Source organism: Polaromonas sp. C04 (genome assembly GCF_002002705.1).
In the GTDB taxonomy this organism is placed as follows: Bacteria; Pseudomonadota; Gammaproteobacteria; order Burkholderiales; family Burkholderiaceae_C; genus Rhodoferax_A.
Window position 1 is genome coordinate 32,803 of sequence record NZ_MUNS01000028.1, and the last position, 14,307, is coordinate 47,109.

Here is a 14,307-nt window from a genome sequence, read left to right on the forward strand (position 1 = left end):
CGCGTTCGGGGCTGTTCCTGACCCATTAGATGGAGCTGCGCGCCGCCACGTTCCCGCGATGGGGCCGTGCGCGCGTGTCACGCCTGCACAAGGCCGAATCAGGCCCGCATCAGCGCCTCGATCTCGTCGGCCTTCACCGGCACACCGCGGCTGATCAGCTCGTAACCGCTGGCCGTCACCACGGCGTCGTCCTCGATGCGGATGCCGATGTTGTGGAACTGCTTGGGCACACCGGCGCCCGGGCGCACGTAGATGCCGGGCTCCAGCGTCAGCACCATGCCGGGATGCAGGATGCGGCTCGGGCGGTTCACGATGAGCTCGCCCGACAGCGGGTCGCGGCGCTCGCTGGTCTGGCCCACCTCGCCGGGCTCCACGTAGCTGCCGCAGTCGTGCACGTCCATGCCCAGCCAGTGGCTGGTGCGGTGCATGTAGAACGGGAAGTAGGCGCGCTTTTCGATCACGTCGTCCACGCCGCCGACCTTGTTGGCGTCCAGCAGGCCCACATCGAGCATGCCCTGCGCCAGCACCTTCACGGCGGCCTCGTGCGGGTCGTTGAAGCGCGCGCCCGGCCTGGTCACGGCGGCGCCGGCCTCCTGGCTCGCCGTCACGAGTTCGTACAGCGCGCGCTGCGGCCCGCTGAAGGTGCCGTTGGCCGGAAAGGTGCGCGTGATGTCGCTGGCGTAGCCATCGAGCTCGCAGCCGGCGTCGATCAGCACCAGGTCGCCTGCGCGCACCGGCGCGGCATCGGCGCGGTAGTGCAGCACGCAGGCATTCGCGCCGGCCGCCACGATCGAGCCGTAGGCCACGCTCTGCGAGCCGTGGCGCCGGAACTCGTGCAGCAGCTCGGCGTCGAGGTGGTACTCGCGCACCTGCTGGCCGTCGCGCAGCATGCGGGCGGACAGCTGCATCGCGCGGATGTGCGCGCCCGCGCTGATCTGCGCCGCACGGCGCATGGTGGCCAGCTCGTGCGCGTCCTTCACGAGACGCATCTCGTCCACGATGCCGCACAGGTCGCGCTGCTCGGCGGGGCACAGCGCGCCGTAGCGCACGCGTGCGCGCACGCTGTTCAGCCAGCCGTCGATGCGCGACTCCAGCCCGGGATGCGTGGCGAACGGGTACCACACGGTGCTGCGGTTTTCCAGCAGCTTCGGGCATTGCGCATCCAGCTCCGCTACGGAAAACGCAGCGTCCACACCAAGCACCTCGGGGGCTGCCGCCGGCCCGAGCCGGTAACCGTCCCAGACTTCGCGCTCCAGGTCCTTCGGCGCGCAAAACAGCGTGCTGCGGCCGTCCCCCGTGATCACCAGCCAGGCGTTCGGCTCGGTGAAGCCACTCAGGTAGTGGAAATAGCTGTCGAAGCGGTACAGGAAATCGTTGTCGCGGTTGCGCTGGCGCTCGGGTGCGGTCGGCACGATGGCAATGCCCTCGGCCCCGAGTTGCTGGGCGACGCGGGCGCGGCGCTGGGCGTAGATCGAAGTGGTCATGATGCTTTAGTCGGTGGTGTTGAGTTGCGCCAGGCGTTCGGGCGTGCCGACATCGGTCCAGGCCCCCAGGTACAGCTCGGCGCTGATCTGCCCATTGTCCATCGCGGCGCGCAACAGGGGTGCCAGCGGGGTCTTGACGCCGTGCGGGTTGCCGCTGGGCACGTCGCAATATGGCGGCTCGAACAGCGCCCGGCGGTACAGGGCGATGGTGCTGAAGGTGTATTTCTGCTCCGCATGGTTGAGCGCCAGCCCCTGCGGCGAGAGCCCGAAATCGCCCTTGGGGTTGTGCGCCGGATTCGGCACCAGCCACAGGTGAGCCAGCTTGCCGCTGGCGGCAAAGCGCTCGAACGCGGCCTGCGTGAACGCGAAATCGGGCGCGAACACGTCGCCGGCCAGTACCCAGAACACATCGGCGAGCAGCGGCAACGCGCGCACGATGCCGCCCGCCGTCTCCAGCGCGCCGCCAAAGTCGCGGCCTTCGTGAGAGTATGAAATTGATAGCGCACTGCGCAGATTCAGTAAGGGCTGCAGGCCGAATTGATGCTCAATCTGCTCGCCCAGCCAGGCCGTGTTGACCACCAGCCGATCAAAGCCGCCGCGCCCCAGCGCTTCCATCGGCCACTGCATCAGCGGCTTGCCGCGCACCCTCAAGAGTGGCTTGGGGCAGTCGTCAGTCAAGGGCCGCATGCGCTCGCCGCGGCCGGCGGCGAGGATCATGGCGCAAGCAGGAGGCGGGGTCATGCGGGGCAGTGTAGCGGGCGCGCCGGACGCGGCGCCGACCGCCTCCCGGAACGGACGGCCGCGCCATTCCATCTAACGTATGAATGCATACGCACAACCGTCAGGAAACCCCATGCTGAGAACCCTGGAAACATCACCTCCGATCCTCAAGGGCAGTGCGCTGCCCGCGCTGCTGAGCGCGTCCGACCGCATCCGCTACCGGCTGATCGGCGCCGGCTGCCGCTACCACGCCAACGACAACATCTCGGCCTTCATCAAGGAGGGCGAGCTCGACGAGTTGAAGGCCGAGGTGCAGAGCAAGATGCAGGAGGTGTTGCATGCGCTGGTGATCGATACGCAGAACGACCACAACACGAACGGCACGCCCGAGCGCGTGGCCCGCATGTTCCTGACCGAGGTCTTTCGCGGGCGCTATGTCCCGATGCCGGCGGTCACCGAATTCCCCAATGCCTCGCATCTGGACCAGTTGATGATCGTCGGCCCCATCACCGTACGCAGCGCCTGCTCGCACCACCTGTGCCCGATCATGGGCAAGGTGTGGATCGGCATCCTGCCCAACGAACATTCGAACCTGATCGGTCTGTCCAAGTACGCCCGCATCTGCGACTGGATCATGGGCCGCCCGCAGATCCAGGAGGAGGCAATCATGATGCTCGCCGACGAGCTGGAGCGGCGCGTGAAGCCCGACGGCCTGGCGCTGGTGCTGGAGTCCGATCACTTCTGCATGCAGTGGCGCGGCGTGAAAGACAGCGATGCGAGCATGACCAACAGCGTGATGCGCGGCGCCTTCCTGAAGGACGCCACGCTGCGCCGCGAGTTTCTGTCCCTGCTGAGCAAGAAAAGCGCCTGAGTCGCGCTACGGCGCTTGACCGGTCGTAGTGGGCCGCATTGGCATTTTCAGTTGCATGCCGTATAACCGGGACGCCTGAACACTCCTAACCGCCATGCAGAACCTCGAGCTTTTTGTACTGACCGCACTGATCGTGAGCATGGCGCCCGGCCCGGACACTCTGTACCTGGTGCGACGCGCTGCGGCGGGCGGCTGGCGCAGCGGCATGCTCGCGGCGCTTGGCATCGGCACGGGCTGCTCGGTCCACGTGCTTGCGGCGACCATCGGTCTGTCGGCCCTGATCGCGTCCACGCCGGCGATGTTCGCCGTCGTCAAGTGGCTCGGCGCCGGCTACCTGGTGTACATGGGCGCAGCGCAGATACGCGCGTCGCTGCGCCGGCGCGAGGCGCACGCGCAGCCCCCGATGGATGCCTCGCGCCGGGTGTACTTCCAGGGCTTTCTCACCAACGCGCTCAACCCCAAGGTGCTGCTGGTGTTCGTCGCCCTGCTGCCGCAATTCGTCAGCCACGATGCGCCCCGCAAGTCGCTGGCGTTTTTGCTGTTGGGGCTCACCTACCTGTTTGTCTGCACGACGTGGTACCTCATCCTGGCCGTGCTGGTGTCCCATGCGCGCCGGCGGGTTTCCGCCAACTCCCGGCTGGTGGCCTGGGCGAATCGCGCGGCCGGCAGCCTGTTCATCTGGTTTGGCGTGCGCCTGCTCATCCCGCGAGGCCTGTGACACGGCCGGCCCGCGAAGGATGAGCCTTTGAGTTCCCCGCCTTTCAGGCACGTCCCGCAATTGCAGGGCAAGGTGATCCCGCCCGACCAGTCCGAGCTGCGTGTCACGCCGGAACTCATTGCCACCTGGGATGAGCGGGCGCGTTTGAATGGTCTGGGTCCGCGCTGGCGTCTGTCCGATCATGAGCTGGACGCCTCCCGGCGCGCCATGCTGGGTGACTGCGGCAGCGCACAAGACATCTGGGTCTTCGGCTACGGCTCCCTCATGTGGGACCCCGGCTTTCACTTCGAGGAAGTTCGGCTGGCCGACATCGAGGGCTGGCAGCGCCGCTTTTGCATCAGGCTCGAGATCGGCCGCGGCTCACCGCAGCGACCGGCCCTGATGCTCGGGCTGGAACCCGGCGCCGGCCACTGCCAAGGCGTCGCCTTCCGCATTGCCGGCGCGTGCGCCGAATGCGAGAGCGACATCGTCTGGCGCCGCGAGATGCTGCAGGGTCACTATCGCCCGTTCCGCGCGCCAGTCGCGACGCCGCAAGGCCCGATCAACGCTCTGGTGTTCGGCACCAACACGGCGCACGCACAGTACGTTGGCGACCTGCCAATCAGGCAGGCCGCAGCGATCATCGCCACAGGCGAAGGCGACCTGGGCACGAACCGCCAGTACCTGGAAAACCTCGTCGCGCATTTCGAGGAATTCAGGATCGAGGAGGATTACCTCAGGCGGCTGCTGGTGCAGGTGCAGGCGTGCAGCGCCGCCTGATTCGCGAAGCAGCACGCAATGCCTGCCGGCGCGCAGTCAAGGTCACTGCTGCCATGGAAGTATCAAATTTATAGCGCACCGCCTGGATCGGATATGGGCTACAGGTTGAAATGATCTAAAAACAGGTGTACGCGGTTCGCACCCGCAGGTAATGACACGCCGCCACAATCTGCCCCGACAATCGAGCCATGGATTTCGTCAACCTGCCTTTGCTTGCGGCCTCGGCGCTGGTCTTCATCAGCGTCCTGGCGGGCCTGTTTTCGGTGCGCATCGGTTTCTCGTTCCTGCTCGTCTTTCTGGGCGCGGGCATCCTCGCGGGCGAGGACGGCCTGGGCGGGTATCGGTTTGACGACTACCGGCTGAGTTTCTGGGTCGGCAACCTGGCGCTGGCGGTCATCCTGCTCGACGGCGGGATGCGCACCAACTATGCGCGGTTCCGCACCGGGCTGCGGCCGGCTTCGGTGCTGGCCACCGTCGGCGTGCTGATTTGCGCGGCCATCACGGCGTTGGCCGGCGTGCTGTTCGTCGGACTGGACTGGCGCACCGCGTTGCTGCTGGGCTCCATCGTCGGCTCGACCGATGCGGCCGCGGTGTTCGCGCTGCTGACGCGCTCGGGCGTGGTGCTGAACGAGCGTGTCGCGGCCACGCTGGAGATCGAGTCCGGCATGAACGACCCGATGGCGGTTTATCTGACATTGAGCTTCATTGCGCTGCTCGCGCCCGGCGCCTCGAGCGGCTCGGCCTGGTCGGCGGTCGCGCTGTCGTTCCTGCAACAGTTCGGCTGGGGCGGGCTGATCGGCGTGGGCGGCGGCTTTGCGATGGCCGCCTTGCTGCGCCGTGTCGCGACCCGGCAGGTTGAAAGCGGCATCCTGGCGCTGCTGATCGGCGCCAGCGGGCTGTCGGTCTTCGCCGCCACCGGAATGGCCGGGGGATCGAGCTTTCTGGCCGTCTATCTGTTTGGCCTGATCGTTGCCAATCGCGCGGCCAGGGTGGTCGGCCCGACCCTCGCTGCAATGGATGGTTACGCCTGGCTCGCGCAGGCCGGCATGTTTCTGCTGCTGGGACTGCTGGTGACGCCAAGCAGGATGCTGGACTCGGTGGTGCCGGCGCTGGCCGTGGTCCTGACGCTGATCTTCGTGGCCCGGCCGGTGGCCGTCTGGCTCTGCCTGCGCCCGTTTCACTACACGGCGCGCGAGACCTGGTACATCTCGTGGGTCGGTCTGCGCGGCGCGGTGCCGATCGTGCTGGCGCTGTTTCCGCTGCTCGCCGGCACGCCGCACGCCGGGCTGCTGTTCAACATCGCGTTCATGGTCGTGCTGACCTCGCTGCTCACGCAGGGCAGCACGATTGCGCTGATGGCGCGCAAGCTGGGCGTGGCCATGCCCGATCCCGCCGACGAGCGGCAGCTGCGCGCCGTCTTTCTGGACTTCCAGTTCGACCCCAAGACACCGGTCGGGTCGATCTGTGAGTTCTATGGCTTGCCCATGCCGGCCGACGCGTCGATGCCCCTGGGCGACTGGATGGTTGCGCAGTTGCGTCGCGCGCCGGTGGCCGGCGACTCCGTGCGTATGGGCCCGGCGGCGCTGGTGGTGCGTGAGGTCGTGGGCGGGAAGATCTCAAGCCTCGGACTCGGGCTGAAGGATTGAGGTGATCGCAGCGCCGCGCACCTGGTCATGCGGATGTCACGCCCCGGCACGGGTTCAGTTGCGAAACAGACGGGGGTTCCTCTTGATGAATTTCCCAATCCGGATTTCGATGAACGAGCGCCTGTCGCGCTTCATTGCCACGCCCAAACCGCCCAGCACCGCGGGCGCGCAGGTGACGGCCATGATGGCGAGCAGCCAGAAGCCGCTCGCCCAAAGTCCCTCGCTGAGCAGGAAGACCAGCTCGGTGGCCATCACGCCCCGCATACGAGCAGGACCATCAACCGGACACGCCGGGCTATGTCGCCCTCAGCGTCATCAACACGCATCTTGCCGGCGCTGTGCCCGCTTGCCGTGGAACTCCAGCGGATTCAAACGCTCCCCGGCCGCAGGCCGCCAAAAGTCGTTCAGGGCGCGTGGGTCGCGCAACAGTTCAGGGTCGATGCACTTCGCCACCACTTCGGTGGCCTGGTGGTGGATCCACATCGGCATCAGCATCATCGCGGCCCATCGGTTGTGCAGTTGGTGTGTCATTGGTTTCTCCCGTTGGTCTGCCTGTGAGGCAGAGATAACTTCGAAGATTGCAAACCTTGCGCCGCCGCAACAGGCAGGCGCCCGCCCTATGGAGCCGGTGTTGGCCCGGCGGTCTGAGGTTTGCGCAGAAGGGCTGTGGAAGCGACCGCCGGGCTCAAGCCAGTGCGGCCCGCATCCGGGTGCGGATCCCCATCCCGGCCCACAGGGCGGGCCAGCGCGCGCAGCCGGCGACCATTTGGCGTGGTGCAGTGGAGAAAGGGATGCGGGACATGAGAGGCATCTTATCGGCGTCGGCTGACTAGTGCGGCGAAGCGGGGCGATGTCGCACTGCGGTGTAGGCGTATTGCGTGGGCAACACTACGCGATGGCGGTTGGATGCGAATTGCAAGTGCGCCTGGTGCCTCACAAAGGTACATGATTTTGCAGACACCGATCACACCGAGTTTGAGGATCGAAGCCGGACCTACGGAATGTCAAACAAGGCGCGGCTTCTGGAGGTCGTCTATGCGGAGCGCCGCAACAGTATTCGAATCATCAGCGCACGAAAGGCGACGCGATATGAAAAAAGCATCTACAAAAATGGCTGATCAGGACATTCAAGAATTGAAACGGGATCAACTCGGCGCGGGTGTGCATGGCAAGTACCTGAAGCACTTCATGCAGAGTAGCAATGTTGTTGTCTTGAAGCCCGAAATTCAGAAAGTATTTCCCACGTCGGAGGCAGTCAACAAGGCAACAAGGCCTTGGCCAGCATGCTGGCCTCTGCGCAGGAAACGCGGGGTTTAACGGGTCGATCAAGCAGGACACCACGCAAACGCGCCACCGCGTAGTTTCGACGTGCGGGACGCCCAAGCGGGCCTCAAATGGTCTCACCAAGGAACGCAGAAAAAGATGAAGCTCGCTGCTACCGCCGAGTTGTCAAAGAAAACCTCGGCCAAGGTCGCCGACCCCGACAACCCGGCATGAACCGAAGACATGCTGGGTGCGCCCGTGCTCAAGCGCAGCCGCGGGCCGCAAGTCAAACCCACCAAGGTTCTGACATCGGTTCGTCTGGACGCTGACATCCTGGCGTTCTTCAAGTCACAGGGGAGCGGTTACCAGGCGCGGATCAACGATGCGCTCCGGGTGGAAGTGAACTGAAATTTAAAGAGTCAATCACGCCCGACAGCGCGCAAGCGCGTTGCGGCTTGACTTCGATGTTGGACCTCGCCGGCCGACTGCGCAAAACAACGCCCACTGAGCGCCACCCCGAGACGGAGAGGCGCATTTAGCACACTAGAGCAATGTCGTCAGCATGTTGCCTTTTGCAACAAGGTTGTTGTTTCTATCGCGGGTTTCATTTGACTTGGGATCATAGATTCCTTTTAAGTTATTGTTTCTATCTCGTAGTTCGCTTTTCCCATTGGAAAGAGTTTTAATCTTACCCAGTAAGTTGTGATTCTTGTCTCTCAGCTCTTGATCAGACATTGTCTCTCTCCTAAAGGGGCCACTAAGAAGAATTCAGCTACTACCCTTGTCATAGCTGCGCTTAACGAATGGGTTTAGAAATGAAAAACGATAGCGGTTAGAACTCGTCACCATCGCTATCAAACGGAATGCTCTTGAGCCACAGGCTTAGTCTCTTGGCTTCAATGAAGGTAAGGTCTGCAGGGAGGTTGAATACAACCTCTTTGTCTTGTCGAAGGCGAAACCTGTGTATGACCGAGCTTGGGTCACCGCCCGCATTGATATCGTCAAAACCTTCAAAAATTGTAGGGTCGTCTGTCGTATCGTCTGGTAAATCTTCTTCTTTTTCACCTTGAGCACGCAAGGAAATCCAGAGCGGACCTTTGGCGCGCGGGAAGCCAAATCGGGATGGGTGCCCTTTTGCACCTTTCGTATAGGTGCCAAAACCAAGCTCTTGCAACCTCTTAAGAGCTGTCACGACTTGAGACCGCTTTATCTTGCCACGTCCAACTCTATTCCATATCACATCGACATTCACCGTCCGCATCGAGTTCTGGTACCTGGAAAACGCATCCAGAACATGCCTCATTTCATCGTCATTTTGATAGGCCTGTTGCAGGGCCTCAATTTGTTCTTGCGATTCATCCATGATGTCATTCCAGTGAGTTATTGACAACATCATAACATGAAGTTTATCAACGTTTATCAAAGAATAACAAGATTGTTAAATTTTAAAAATTGCGTTTAACGGCGCACCTACGAATTTCAGCAATGACGGGCACCTCTGCCTAAGCCGCTGATGTAGTGGCCACTGGACACGCCGGTCCGTCTGAACAATTCAGAATTCCGGCTTCTTGGCTCCTTTGGGCCTATAGGCGCCTTTCATGGCATCACGACACATCGATTGACGTCCTTTTGAACACGATCCTTGACAGATGTCGAAGCTGATTGCCTCGCAAACGGCCCCCACCACTCCAAACGGTAAAATCTCGGGTTTCCCCCGACTTTTCCCCCTCCGGAGCCGCCCACAATGGCAAACACCCAACTGATGGCCAACGCAATTCGTGCGCTGGCCATGGACGCCGTACAACAAGCCAATTCCGGACATCCCGGCGCCCCGATGGGCATGGCCGACATCGCCGTGGCGCTGTGGGGCCGGCACCTGCGGCACAACCCGCGCAACCCGCACTGGGCGGATCGCGACCGTTTCGTGCTGTCCAACGGCCACGGCTCGATGCTGATCTATTCGCTCCTGCACCTGACCGGCTACAAGCTGGCGATGAGCGAGCTGAAGAACTTCCGCCAGCTGCACAGCCAGACGCCGGGCCACCCCGAGTTCGGCTACACGGCCGGCGTGGAAACCACCACCGGCCCGCTCGGCCAGGGCCTGACCAACGCGGTCGGCATGGCGCTGGCCGAGAAGCTGCTGGCCAGCGAGTTCAACCGCAAAGATGGTGATGTTGACCACACCATCGTGGGCCACCACACCTACGTGTTCCTGGGCGACGGTTGCCTCATGGAGGGCATCAGCCACGAGGCCAGCGCGCTGGCCGGCGCCTGGAAGCTGAACAAGCTGATTGCGCTGTACGACGACAACGGCATCTCGATCGACGGCCGGGTCACGCCCTGGTTCATCGACAATACGGCGCAGCGTTTTGCCGCCTACGGCTGGAACGTGATCGGCCCGATCGATGGGCACGACGTGGACGCGGTGGACCGCGCGATTGCCGACGCGAAGAACAGTGCGGACAAGCCCTCATTCATTGTCTGCAAGACGCACATCGGCAAGGGCAGCCCGAACCGCCAGGACACGGCCAAGGCGCACGGCGAGGCGCTGGGCGTGGAAGAAATCAAGCTCACGCGCGAGGCGCTGGGCTGGCACTACAAGCCGTTCGAAATCCCCAAGGAGGTTTATGCCGACTGGGATGCCAAGGCCGCGGGCCTGGCGCTGGAGACCGACTGGGACCTGAAATTTGCCGCCTACAAGGCCGCGCACCCCGAGCTGGCCAAGGAGTTCGTGCGCCGCATGAAGGGCGAGCTGCCCAAAAACTTCCACCAGGTCGCGGTGGACACGGCCGTGGCCGCGCACACCGCAGGCCAGACGGTGGCCTCGCGCAAGGCTTCGCAACTCGCGCTCGAAGCCTTCACGGCCGCGCTGCCCGAGTTGCTGGGCGGCTCGGCCGACCTCACGGGCTCGAACCTGACCAACACCAGGAGCACGCCGGCGCTGCGTTTTGATCTGGCCGGCGATGTGGTGCAAACGCCCGATGCGAATGGCGTGATGGTCGGCGGGCGCCACATCAACTACGGCGTGCGCGAGTTCGGCATGGCCGCGGTCATGAACGGCATTGCGCTGCACGGTGGCTACATCCCCTACGGCGGCACCTTTTTGACCTTCAGCGACTACTCGCGCAACGCCATCCGTATGGCCGCGATCATGAAGCTGCGCGTGGTGCATGTGTTCACGCACGACTCGATCGGCCTGGGCGAAGACGGCCCGACGCACCAGGCTATCGAGCACGCCGCCAGCCTGCGGCTGATTCCCAACCTCGACGTCTGGCGCCCCGGCGACACGGCCGAGACGGCGATTGCCTGGGCCGTCGCGCTGCAAAACAAGAATAAGCCGACGGCGCTGCTGCTGTCGCGCCAGAACATCGCCTACGCGCCCAAGGGCCGCTCGCAGGCCGCGCCCGAGGCGTGCGGACTGGAGAGCATCAGCAAAGGTGCCTACGTGCTGGCCGAGCCGAGCGACGTGGGGCTCAAGAAGAAGGCTCAGGCCGTGATCATCGCGACCGGCTCCGAGGTGCAGCTCGCGCTGCAGGCGCAGGCACTGCTCGCTACTAGAAAGATAGCTGTCCGCGTAGTCTCCATGCCGAGTACAACCACATTTGACCAGCAAAGCACGGCGTACAAGAGCGCCGTGCTGCCGGCCGGCGTGCCGCACATCGCGGTGGAAATGGGCGCGACCGGCGGCTGGTGGAAATACGGCTGCGCGGCCGTCGTCGGCATCGATACTTACGGCGAATCGGCGCCCGCGCCGGCGCTGTTCGAGCACTTCGGCTTCACGCCCGAGAACGTGGCCGAGACGGTGCAGGCCGTGCTGGCGAAGAGATAAGTGCCGTTCGGGCTGAGCCTGTCGAAGCCCTTCGACAAGCTCAGGGCGAACGGATTTGGGTTTTTAATTCTGGAGAGCAACCATGGCGATCAAAATTGGCATCAACGGCTTCGGGCGCATCGGGCGCAACGTGCTGCGCTCGGCGGTGCAGAACTTCCCCGACATTGAGGTCGTGGGCATCAACGACCTGCTCGAGCCCGACTACCTGGCCTACATGCTGCAGTACGACTCGGTGCATGGCCGCTTCAAGGGCGACATCGCGGTGGACGGCAACACGCTCATCGTCAACGGCAAGAAGATCCGCCTGACGCAGGAGCGCGACCCGGCCAACCTCAAGTGGAACGAGGTCGGCGCCGACATCGTGCTCGAGTCCACCGGCCTGTTCCTGACCAAGGAAACTACGCAAAAGCACATCGCCGCGGGCGCCAAAAAGGTCATCATGTCGGCGCCGTCGAAGGACGACACGCCGATGTTCGTGTTCGGCGTGAACCACAAGAAGTACGCCGGCGAGGCCATCATCTCCAACGCGAGCTGCACCACCAACTGCCTGGCGCCCGTGGCCAAGGTGCTGAACGACAAGTGGGGCATCAAGCGCGGCCTGATGACCACCGTGCACGCCGCCACCGCCACGCAAAAGACCGTGGACGGCCCTTCCAACAAGGACTGGCGCGGCGGCCGCGGCATTCTGGAAAACATCATTCCCAGCAGCACCGGCGCGGCCAAGGCGGTCGGCGTGGTGATCCCCGAGCTGAACAAGAAGCTGACCGGCATGTCGTTCCGCGTGCCGACCTCCGACGTGTCGGTGGTCGACCTGACGGTGGAGCTGGATCGGCCCGCGACCTACAAGGAAATCTGCGCCGAGATGAAGGCGCAGTCCGAGAAGGATGTGAGCGCAGGCGGGCTCAAGGGCATCCTGGGCTACACCGAAGACAAGGTGGTTGGCACCGACTTCCGCGGCGACAGCCGCTCCTCGATCTTCGACGCCGACGCCGGCATCGCGCTCGACAGCACCTTCGTCAAGCTGGTGAGCTGGTACGACAACGAGTGGGGCTACTCCAACAAGTGCCTGGAAATGGTGCGCGTGATCGCCGGCTAGCACCTTGCCGGCACAGGCCGCCATGCACACCATCGAAGTCGTTGCCGCGGCCCTCTTTGCGCTGGCGCTGGTTCACACCTTCTCGACCAAGTACTTCGAGCGGCTCGCGCACCGGCACCCGCGCCACGCGGGGCTGCTGCATCTGCTGGGCGAGGTCGAGGTGGTGTTCGGCTTCTGGGCTGCGGTGCTGGTGCTGGCCATGGCGGCCATCGGGGGCGGCGCGCAGGCCATCGCCTATGCCGAGTCCCGGCAATACGCCGAGCCCCTGTTCGTGTTCGTCATCATGGTGGTCGCCGCATCCAGGCCCGTGGTGGATTTCATCCAGGCGCTGGTGGCCGCCATCGCCGGGGCGGCCCCGGTGCGCACGGTGGTCGCGCAGGTCTGGCTGTGCCTGGCGCTGGTGCCGCTGATCGGCTCGCTGATCACCGAGCCGGCAGCGATGACGCTGGCCGCCCTGATGCTGGGCGCCCTGGTGTTTCGGCCCGGCATCCCCGAGCGCCTGAAGTACGGCGCGCTCGGCGTGCTGTTCGTGAACATCTCCGTGGGCGGGACCCTGACCTCGTTTGCGGCGCCGCCCGTGCTCATGGTGGCGTCCACCTGGAACTGGGACAGCGCCTTCATGCTGGCCCACTTCGGCTGGCGGGCAGTCATCGCCGTGCTCATCAACGCCACGGTGATGACGCTGGTGCTGCGCCGGCACCTGCTGGACCTTCCGGCTGCCGCCGCACCGGTGGGGGTAGAAGCCGGTGCTGCGCGCGTGCCGGGCATCGTCATCCTGATCCACCTGGCCTTTCTGGCGGGCGTGGTGGCGTTCGCGCACCACCCGGTGATCTTCCTGGGCCTGTTCCTGCTGTTCCTGGGGTTCACGCAGGCGTACGCGCGCTACCAGGCGCCGCTGATCCTCAAAGAGGCGCTGCTGGTGGGCTTTTTCCTGGCCGGCCTGGTGGTGCTCGGCGGCCTGCAGCAGTGGTGGCTGCAACCCATCGTATCCAGCCTGCAGCCGACCGCGCTGTTTTTTGGCGCGCTGGGGCTGACCGCCATCACCGACAATGCGGCGCTGACCTACCTGGGCTCGCTGATCGCCGGCATCTCCGACCCGGCCAAGTACATGCTGGTGGCGGGCGCCGTCGCCGGCGGCGGCCTGACGGTGATTGCGAACGCCCCGAACCCGGCCGGCATTGCGCTGCTGCGGCGCGGCTTCAACGATGAGTCCATTGGCGCCGGCGGCCTGCTCCTCGGTGCGGCGCTGCCGACCGCCGTGGCGGCCGCGATGTTCCTGGTGTGATGGCCGGGTTGCACCTGCGCTGATCCGGCAGCCGGTCAGCGCCGCCGGGTTCGCGCGGGCGATGCCGATGGCAGCGGTACCTGCTCGATCGGCAACGCCACCTCGGACTTGACATCGCGCAGCACGATGCTCGAGCGCACATGCGTCACGCCCGGCAGCTTGAACAGCGTCTCGTGCAGGAACTGTTCGTAGTGCTTCATGTCGGGCACCAGCACCGTGAGGATGTAGTCCGCCGGTCCGGTGGCCGACACGCAGCGCACGATCTGCGGGCTCGCCGCCACGGCCTCCTCGAAGCGTTGCACCTGCGATTCGCTGTGGCGCTCCAGATTGACCTCGGTGACCGCGGCCACCATCAACCCGACCTTCTCGCGGTCGACCACCGCCGTATAGCCGCGGATCACGCCGGCCGCCTCCATCTCCTTGATGCGCTTCCAGCACGGCGTGGCCGACAGCCCGACCGCCTCCGAGATCTGCTGCACGGTCTGGCGCGCATCGCGCTGCAGTTCGAACAGGATTTTCAGACTGTTCGCGTCAAGAAGAACAGGATCGGCATTCATGGCGGAATTTGAAGATGAAATTCTCGAAACAGGCGATTTCGCCAGTGTATTGAAGAAAGATTTACCTGGGAAGCAGAAC

The 14,307-nt window shown here is 64.3% G+C and carries 17 protein-coding genes; 10 read left to right on the plus strand and 7 right to left on the minus strand.

Annotated features, from left to right (window positions below):
* Window positions 1–98 precede the first annotated feature (98 nt).
* Together B0E49_RS08325 and B0E49_RS08330 are read right to left on the minus strand one after the other, a co-directional pair.
* A complete protein-coding gene (locus tag B0E49_RS08325) occupies window positions 99–1,484 on the minus strand; it encodes an aminopeptidase P N-terminal domain-containing protein (RefSeq protein ID WP_077561730.1) in 1,386 nt (461 codons plus the stop codon).
* A 6-nt stretch (window positions 1,485–1,490) separates the two neighbouring features.
* Window positions 1,491–2,201 (minus strand): nucleotidyltransferase family protein, encoded by a 711-nt coding sequence (locus B0E49_RS08330; protein ID WP_077561731.1) that lies wholly within the window; start codon window positions 2,199–2,201, stop codon window positions 1,491–1,493.
* Between the two features lie 136 nt (window positions 2,202–2,337).
* On the opposite strand from B0E49_RS08330, the gene folE reads away from it, so the two are divergent.
* From folE to B0E49_RS08350, 4 genes are all read left to right on the plus strand, one after another.
* Window positions 2,338–3,075 carry a GTP cyclohydrolase I gene (folE, locus tag B0E49_RS08335; protein WP_077561732.1) on the plus strand — a complete coding sequence of 246 codons (738 nt, stop codon included), beginning with the start codon at window positions 2,338–2,340 and terminating at the stop codon, window positions 3,073–3,075.
* Window positions 3,076–3,169: 94 nt separating this feature from the next.
* Window positions 3,170–3,793, plus strand: a complete 624-nt coding sequence (locus tag B0E49_RS08340) for a LysE family translocator (protein WP_077561733.1) — start codon at window positions 3,170–3,172, stop codon at window positions 3,791–3,793.
* A 27-nt stretch (window positions 3,794–3,820) separates the two neighbouring features.
* The gene (locus B0E49_RS08345; protein WP_144264498.1) at window positions 3,821–4,552 is read left to right on the plus strand and encodes a gamma-glutamylcyclotransferase; all 732 of its coding nucleotides are present in this window, start codon (window positions 3,821–3,823) and stop codon (window positions 4,550–4,552) included.
* A 188-nt stretch (window positions 4,553–4,740) separates the two neighbouring features.
* Window positions 4,741–6,198 (plus strand): potassium/proton antiporter, encoded by a 1,458-nt coding sequence (locus B0E49_RS08350; RefSeq protein ID WP_077561735.1) that lies wholly within the window; start codon window positions 4,741–4,743, stop codon window positions 6,196–6,198.
* A gap of 54 nt (window positions 6,199–6,252) precedes the next feature.
* Here B0E49_RS08350 and B0E49_RS08355 read toward each other — a convergent pair whose 3' ends face one another.
* Entirely contained in the window at window positions 6,253–6,450 is a 198-nt protein-coding gene (locus tag B0E49_RS08355; protein WP_077561736.1) for a hypothetical protein, read from the minus strand.
* A 63-nt stretch (window positions 6,451–6,513) separates the two neighbouring features.
* Window positions 6,514–6,729, minus strand: a complete 216-nt coding sequence (locus B0E49_RS08360; RefSeq protein WP_144264499.1) for a hypothetical protein — start codon at window positions 6,727–6,729, stop codon at window positions 6,514–6,516.
* 470 nt (window positions 6,730–7,199) lie between these two features.
* Between B0E49_RS08360 and B0E49_RS21000 the strand changes: the two genes are divergently transcribed.
* The 3 genes from B0E49_RS21000 (at window position 7,200) to B0E49_RS08375 (ending at window position 7,869) form a co-directional block, all read left to right on the plus strand.
* A complete protein-coding gene (locus B0E49_RS21000; protein WP_353647347.1) occupies window positions 7,200–7,316 on the plus strand; it encodes a BrnT family toxin in 117 nt (38 codons plus the stop codon).
* Complete coding sequence (locus tag B0E49_RS08370; protein ID WP_144264500.1) at window positions 7,288–7,515, plus strand: hypothetical protein; 228 nt, start codon at window positions 7,288–7,290, stop codon at window positions 7,513–7,515. The genes B0E49_RS21000 and B0E49_RS08370 overlap by 29 nt, the downstream gene beginning before the upstream one ends.
* 189 nt (window positions 7,516–7,704) lie before the next feature.
* Window positions 7,705–7,869, plus strand: a complete 165-nt coding sequence (locus B0E49_RS08375; RefSeq protein ID WP_144264501.1) for a BrnA antitoxin family protein — start codon at window positions 7,705–7,707, stop codon at window positions 7,867–7,869.
* Window positions 7,870–8,004: 135 nt separating this feature from the next.
* On the opposite strand, the gene B0E49_RS08380 is transcribed toward B0E49_RS08375, so the two are convergent.
* Window positions 8,005–8,196: a hypothetical protein gene (locus B0E49_RS08380; RefSeq protein WP_077561740.1), complete on the minus strand. Its 192-nt coding sequence runs from the start codon at window positions 8,194–8,196 to the stop codon at window positions 8,005–8,007.
* A 97-nt stretch (window positions 8,197–8,293) separates the two neighbouring features.
* Window positions 8,294–8,824, minus strand: coding sequence for a hypothetical protein (locus B0E49_RS08385; RefSeq protein WP_144264502.1), 531 nt, complete (start codon window positions 8,822–8,824; stop codon window positions 8,294–8,296).
* Window positions 8,825–9,205: 381 nt separating this feature from the next.
* Between B0E49_RS08385 and tkt the strand changes: the two genes are divergently transcribed.
* The 3 genes from tkt (at window position 9,206) to B0E49_RS08400 (ending at window position 13,671) form a co-directional block, all read left to right on the plus strand.
* Entirely contained in the window at window positions 9,206–11,290 is a 2,085-nt protein-coding gene (gene tkt / locus B0E49_RS08390; protein ID WP_077561742.1) for a transketolase, read from the plus strand.
* 82 nt (window positions 11,291–11,372) lie between these two features.
* Window positions 11,373–12,386, plus strand: a complete 1,014-nt coding sequence (gene gap, locus B0E49_RS08395) for a type I glyceraldehyde-3-phosphate dehydrogenase (RefSeq protein ID WP_077561743.1) — start codon at window positions 11,373–11,375, stop codon at window positions 12,384–12,386.
* Window positions 12,387–12,408: 22 nt separating this feature from the next.
* Window positions 12,409–13,671 carry a putative Na+/H+ antiporter gene (locus B0E49_RS08400; protein WP_077561915.1) on the plus strand — a complete coding sequence of 421 codons (1,263 nt, stop codon included), beginning with the start codon at window positions 12,409–12,411 and terminating at the stop codon, window positions 13,669–13,671.
* 35 nt (window positions 13,672–13,706) lie between these two features.
* Here the strand turns inward: B0E49_RS08400 and B0E49_RS08405 are convergent, their stop codons facing one another.
* Entirely contained in the window at window positions 13,707–14,228 is a 522-nt protein-coding gene (locus B0E49_RS08405; protein ID WP_077561744.1) for an Lrp/AsnC family transcriptional regulator, read from the minus strand.
* Between the last annotated feature and the right edge of the window lie 79 nt (window positions 14,229–14,307).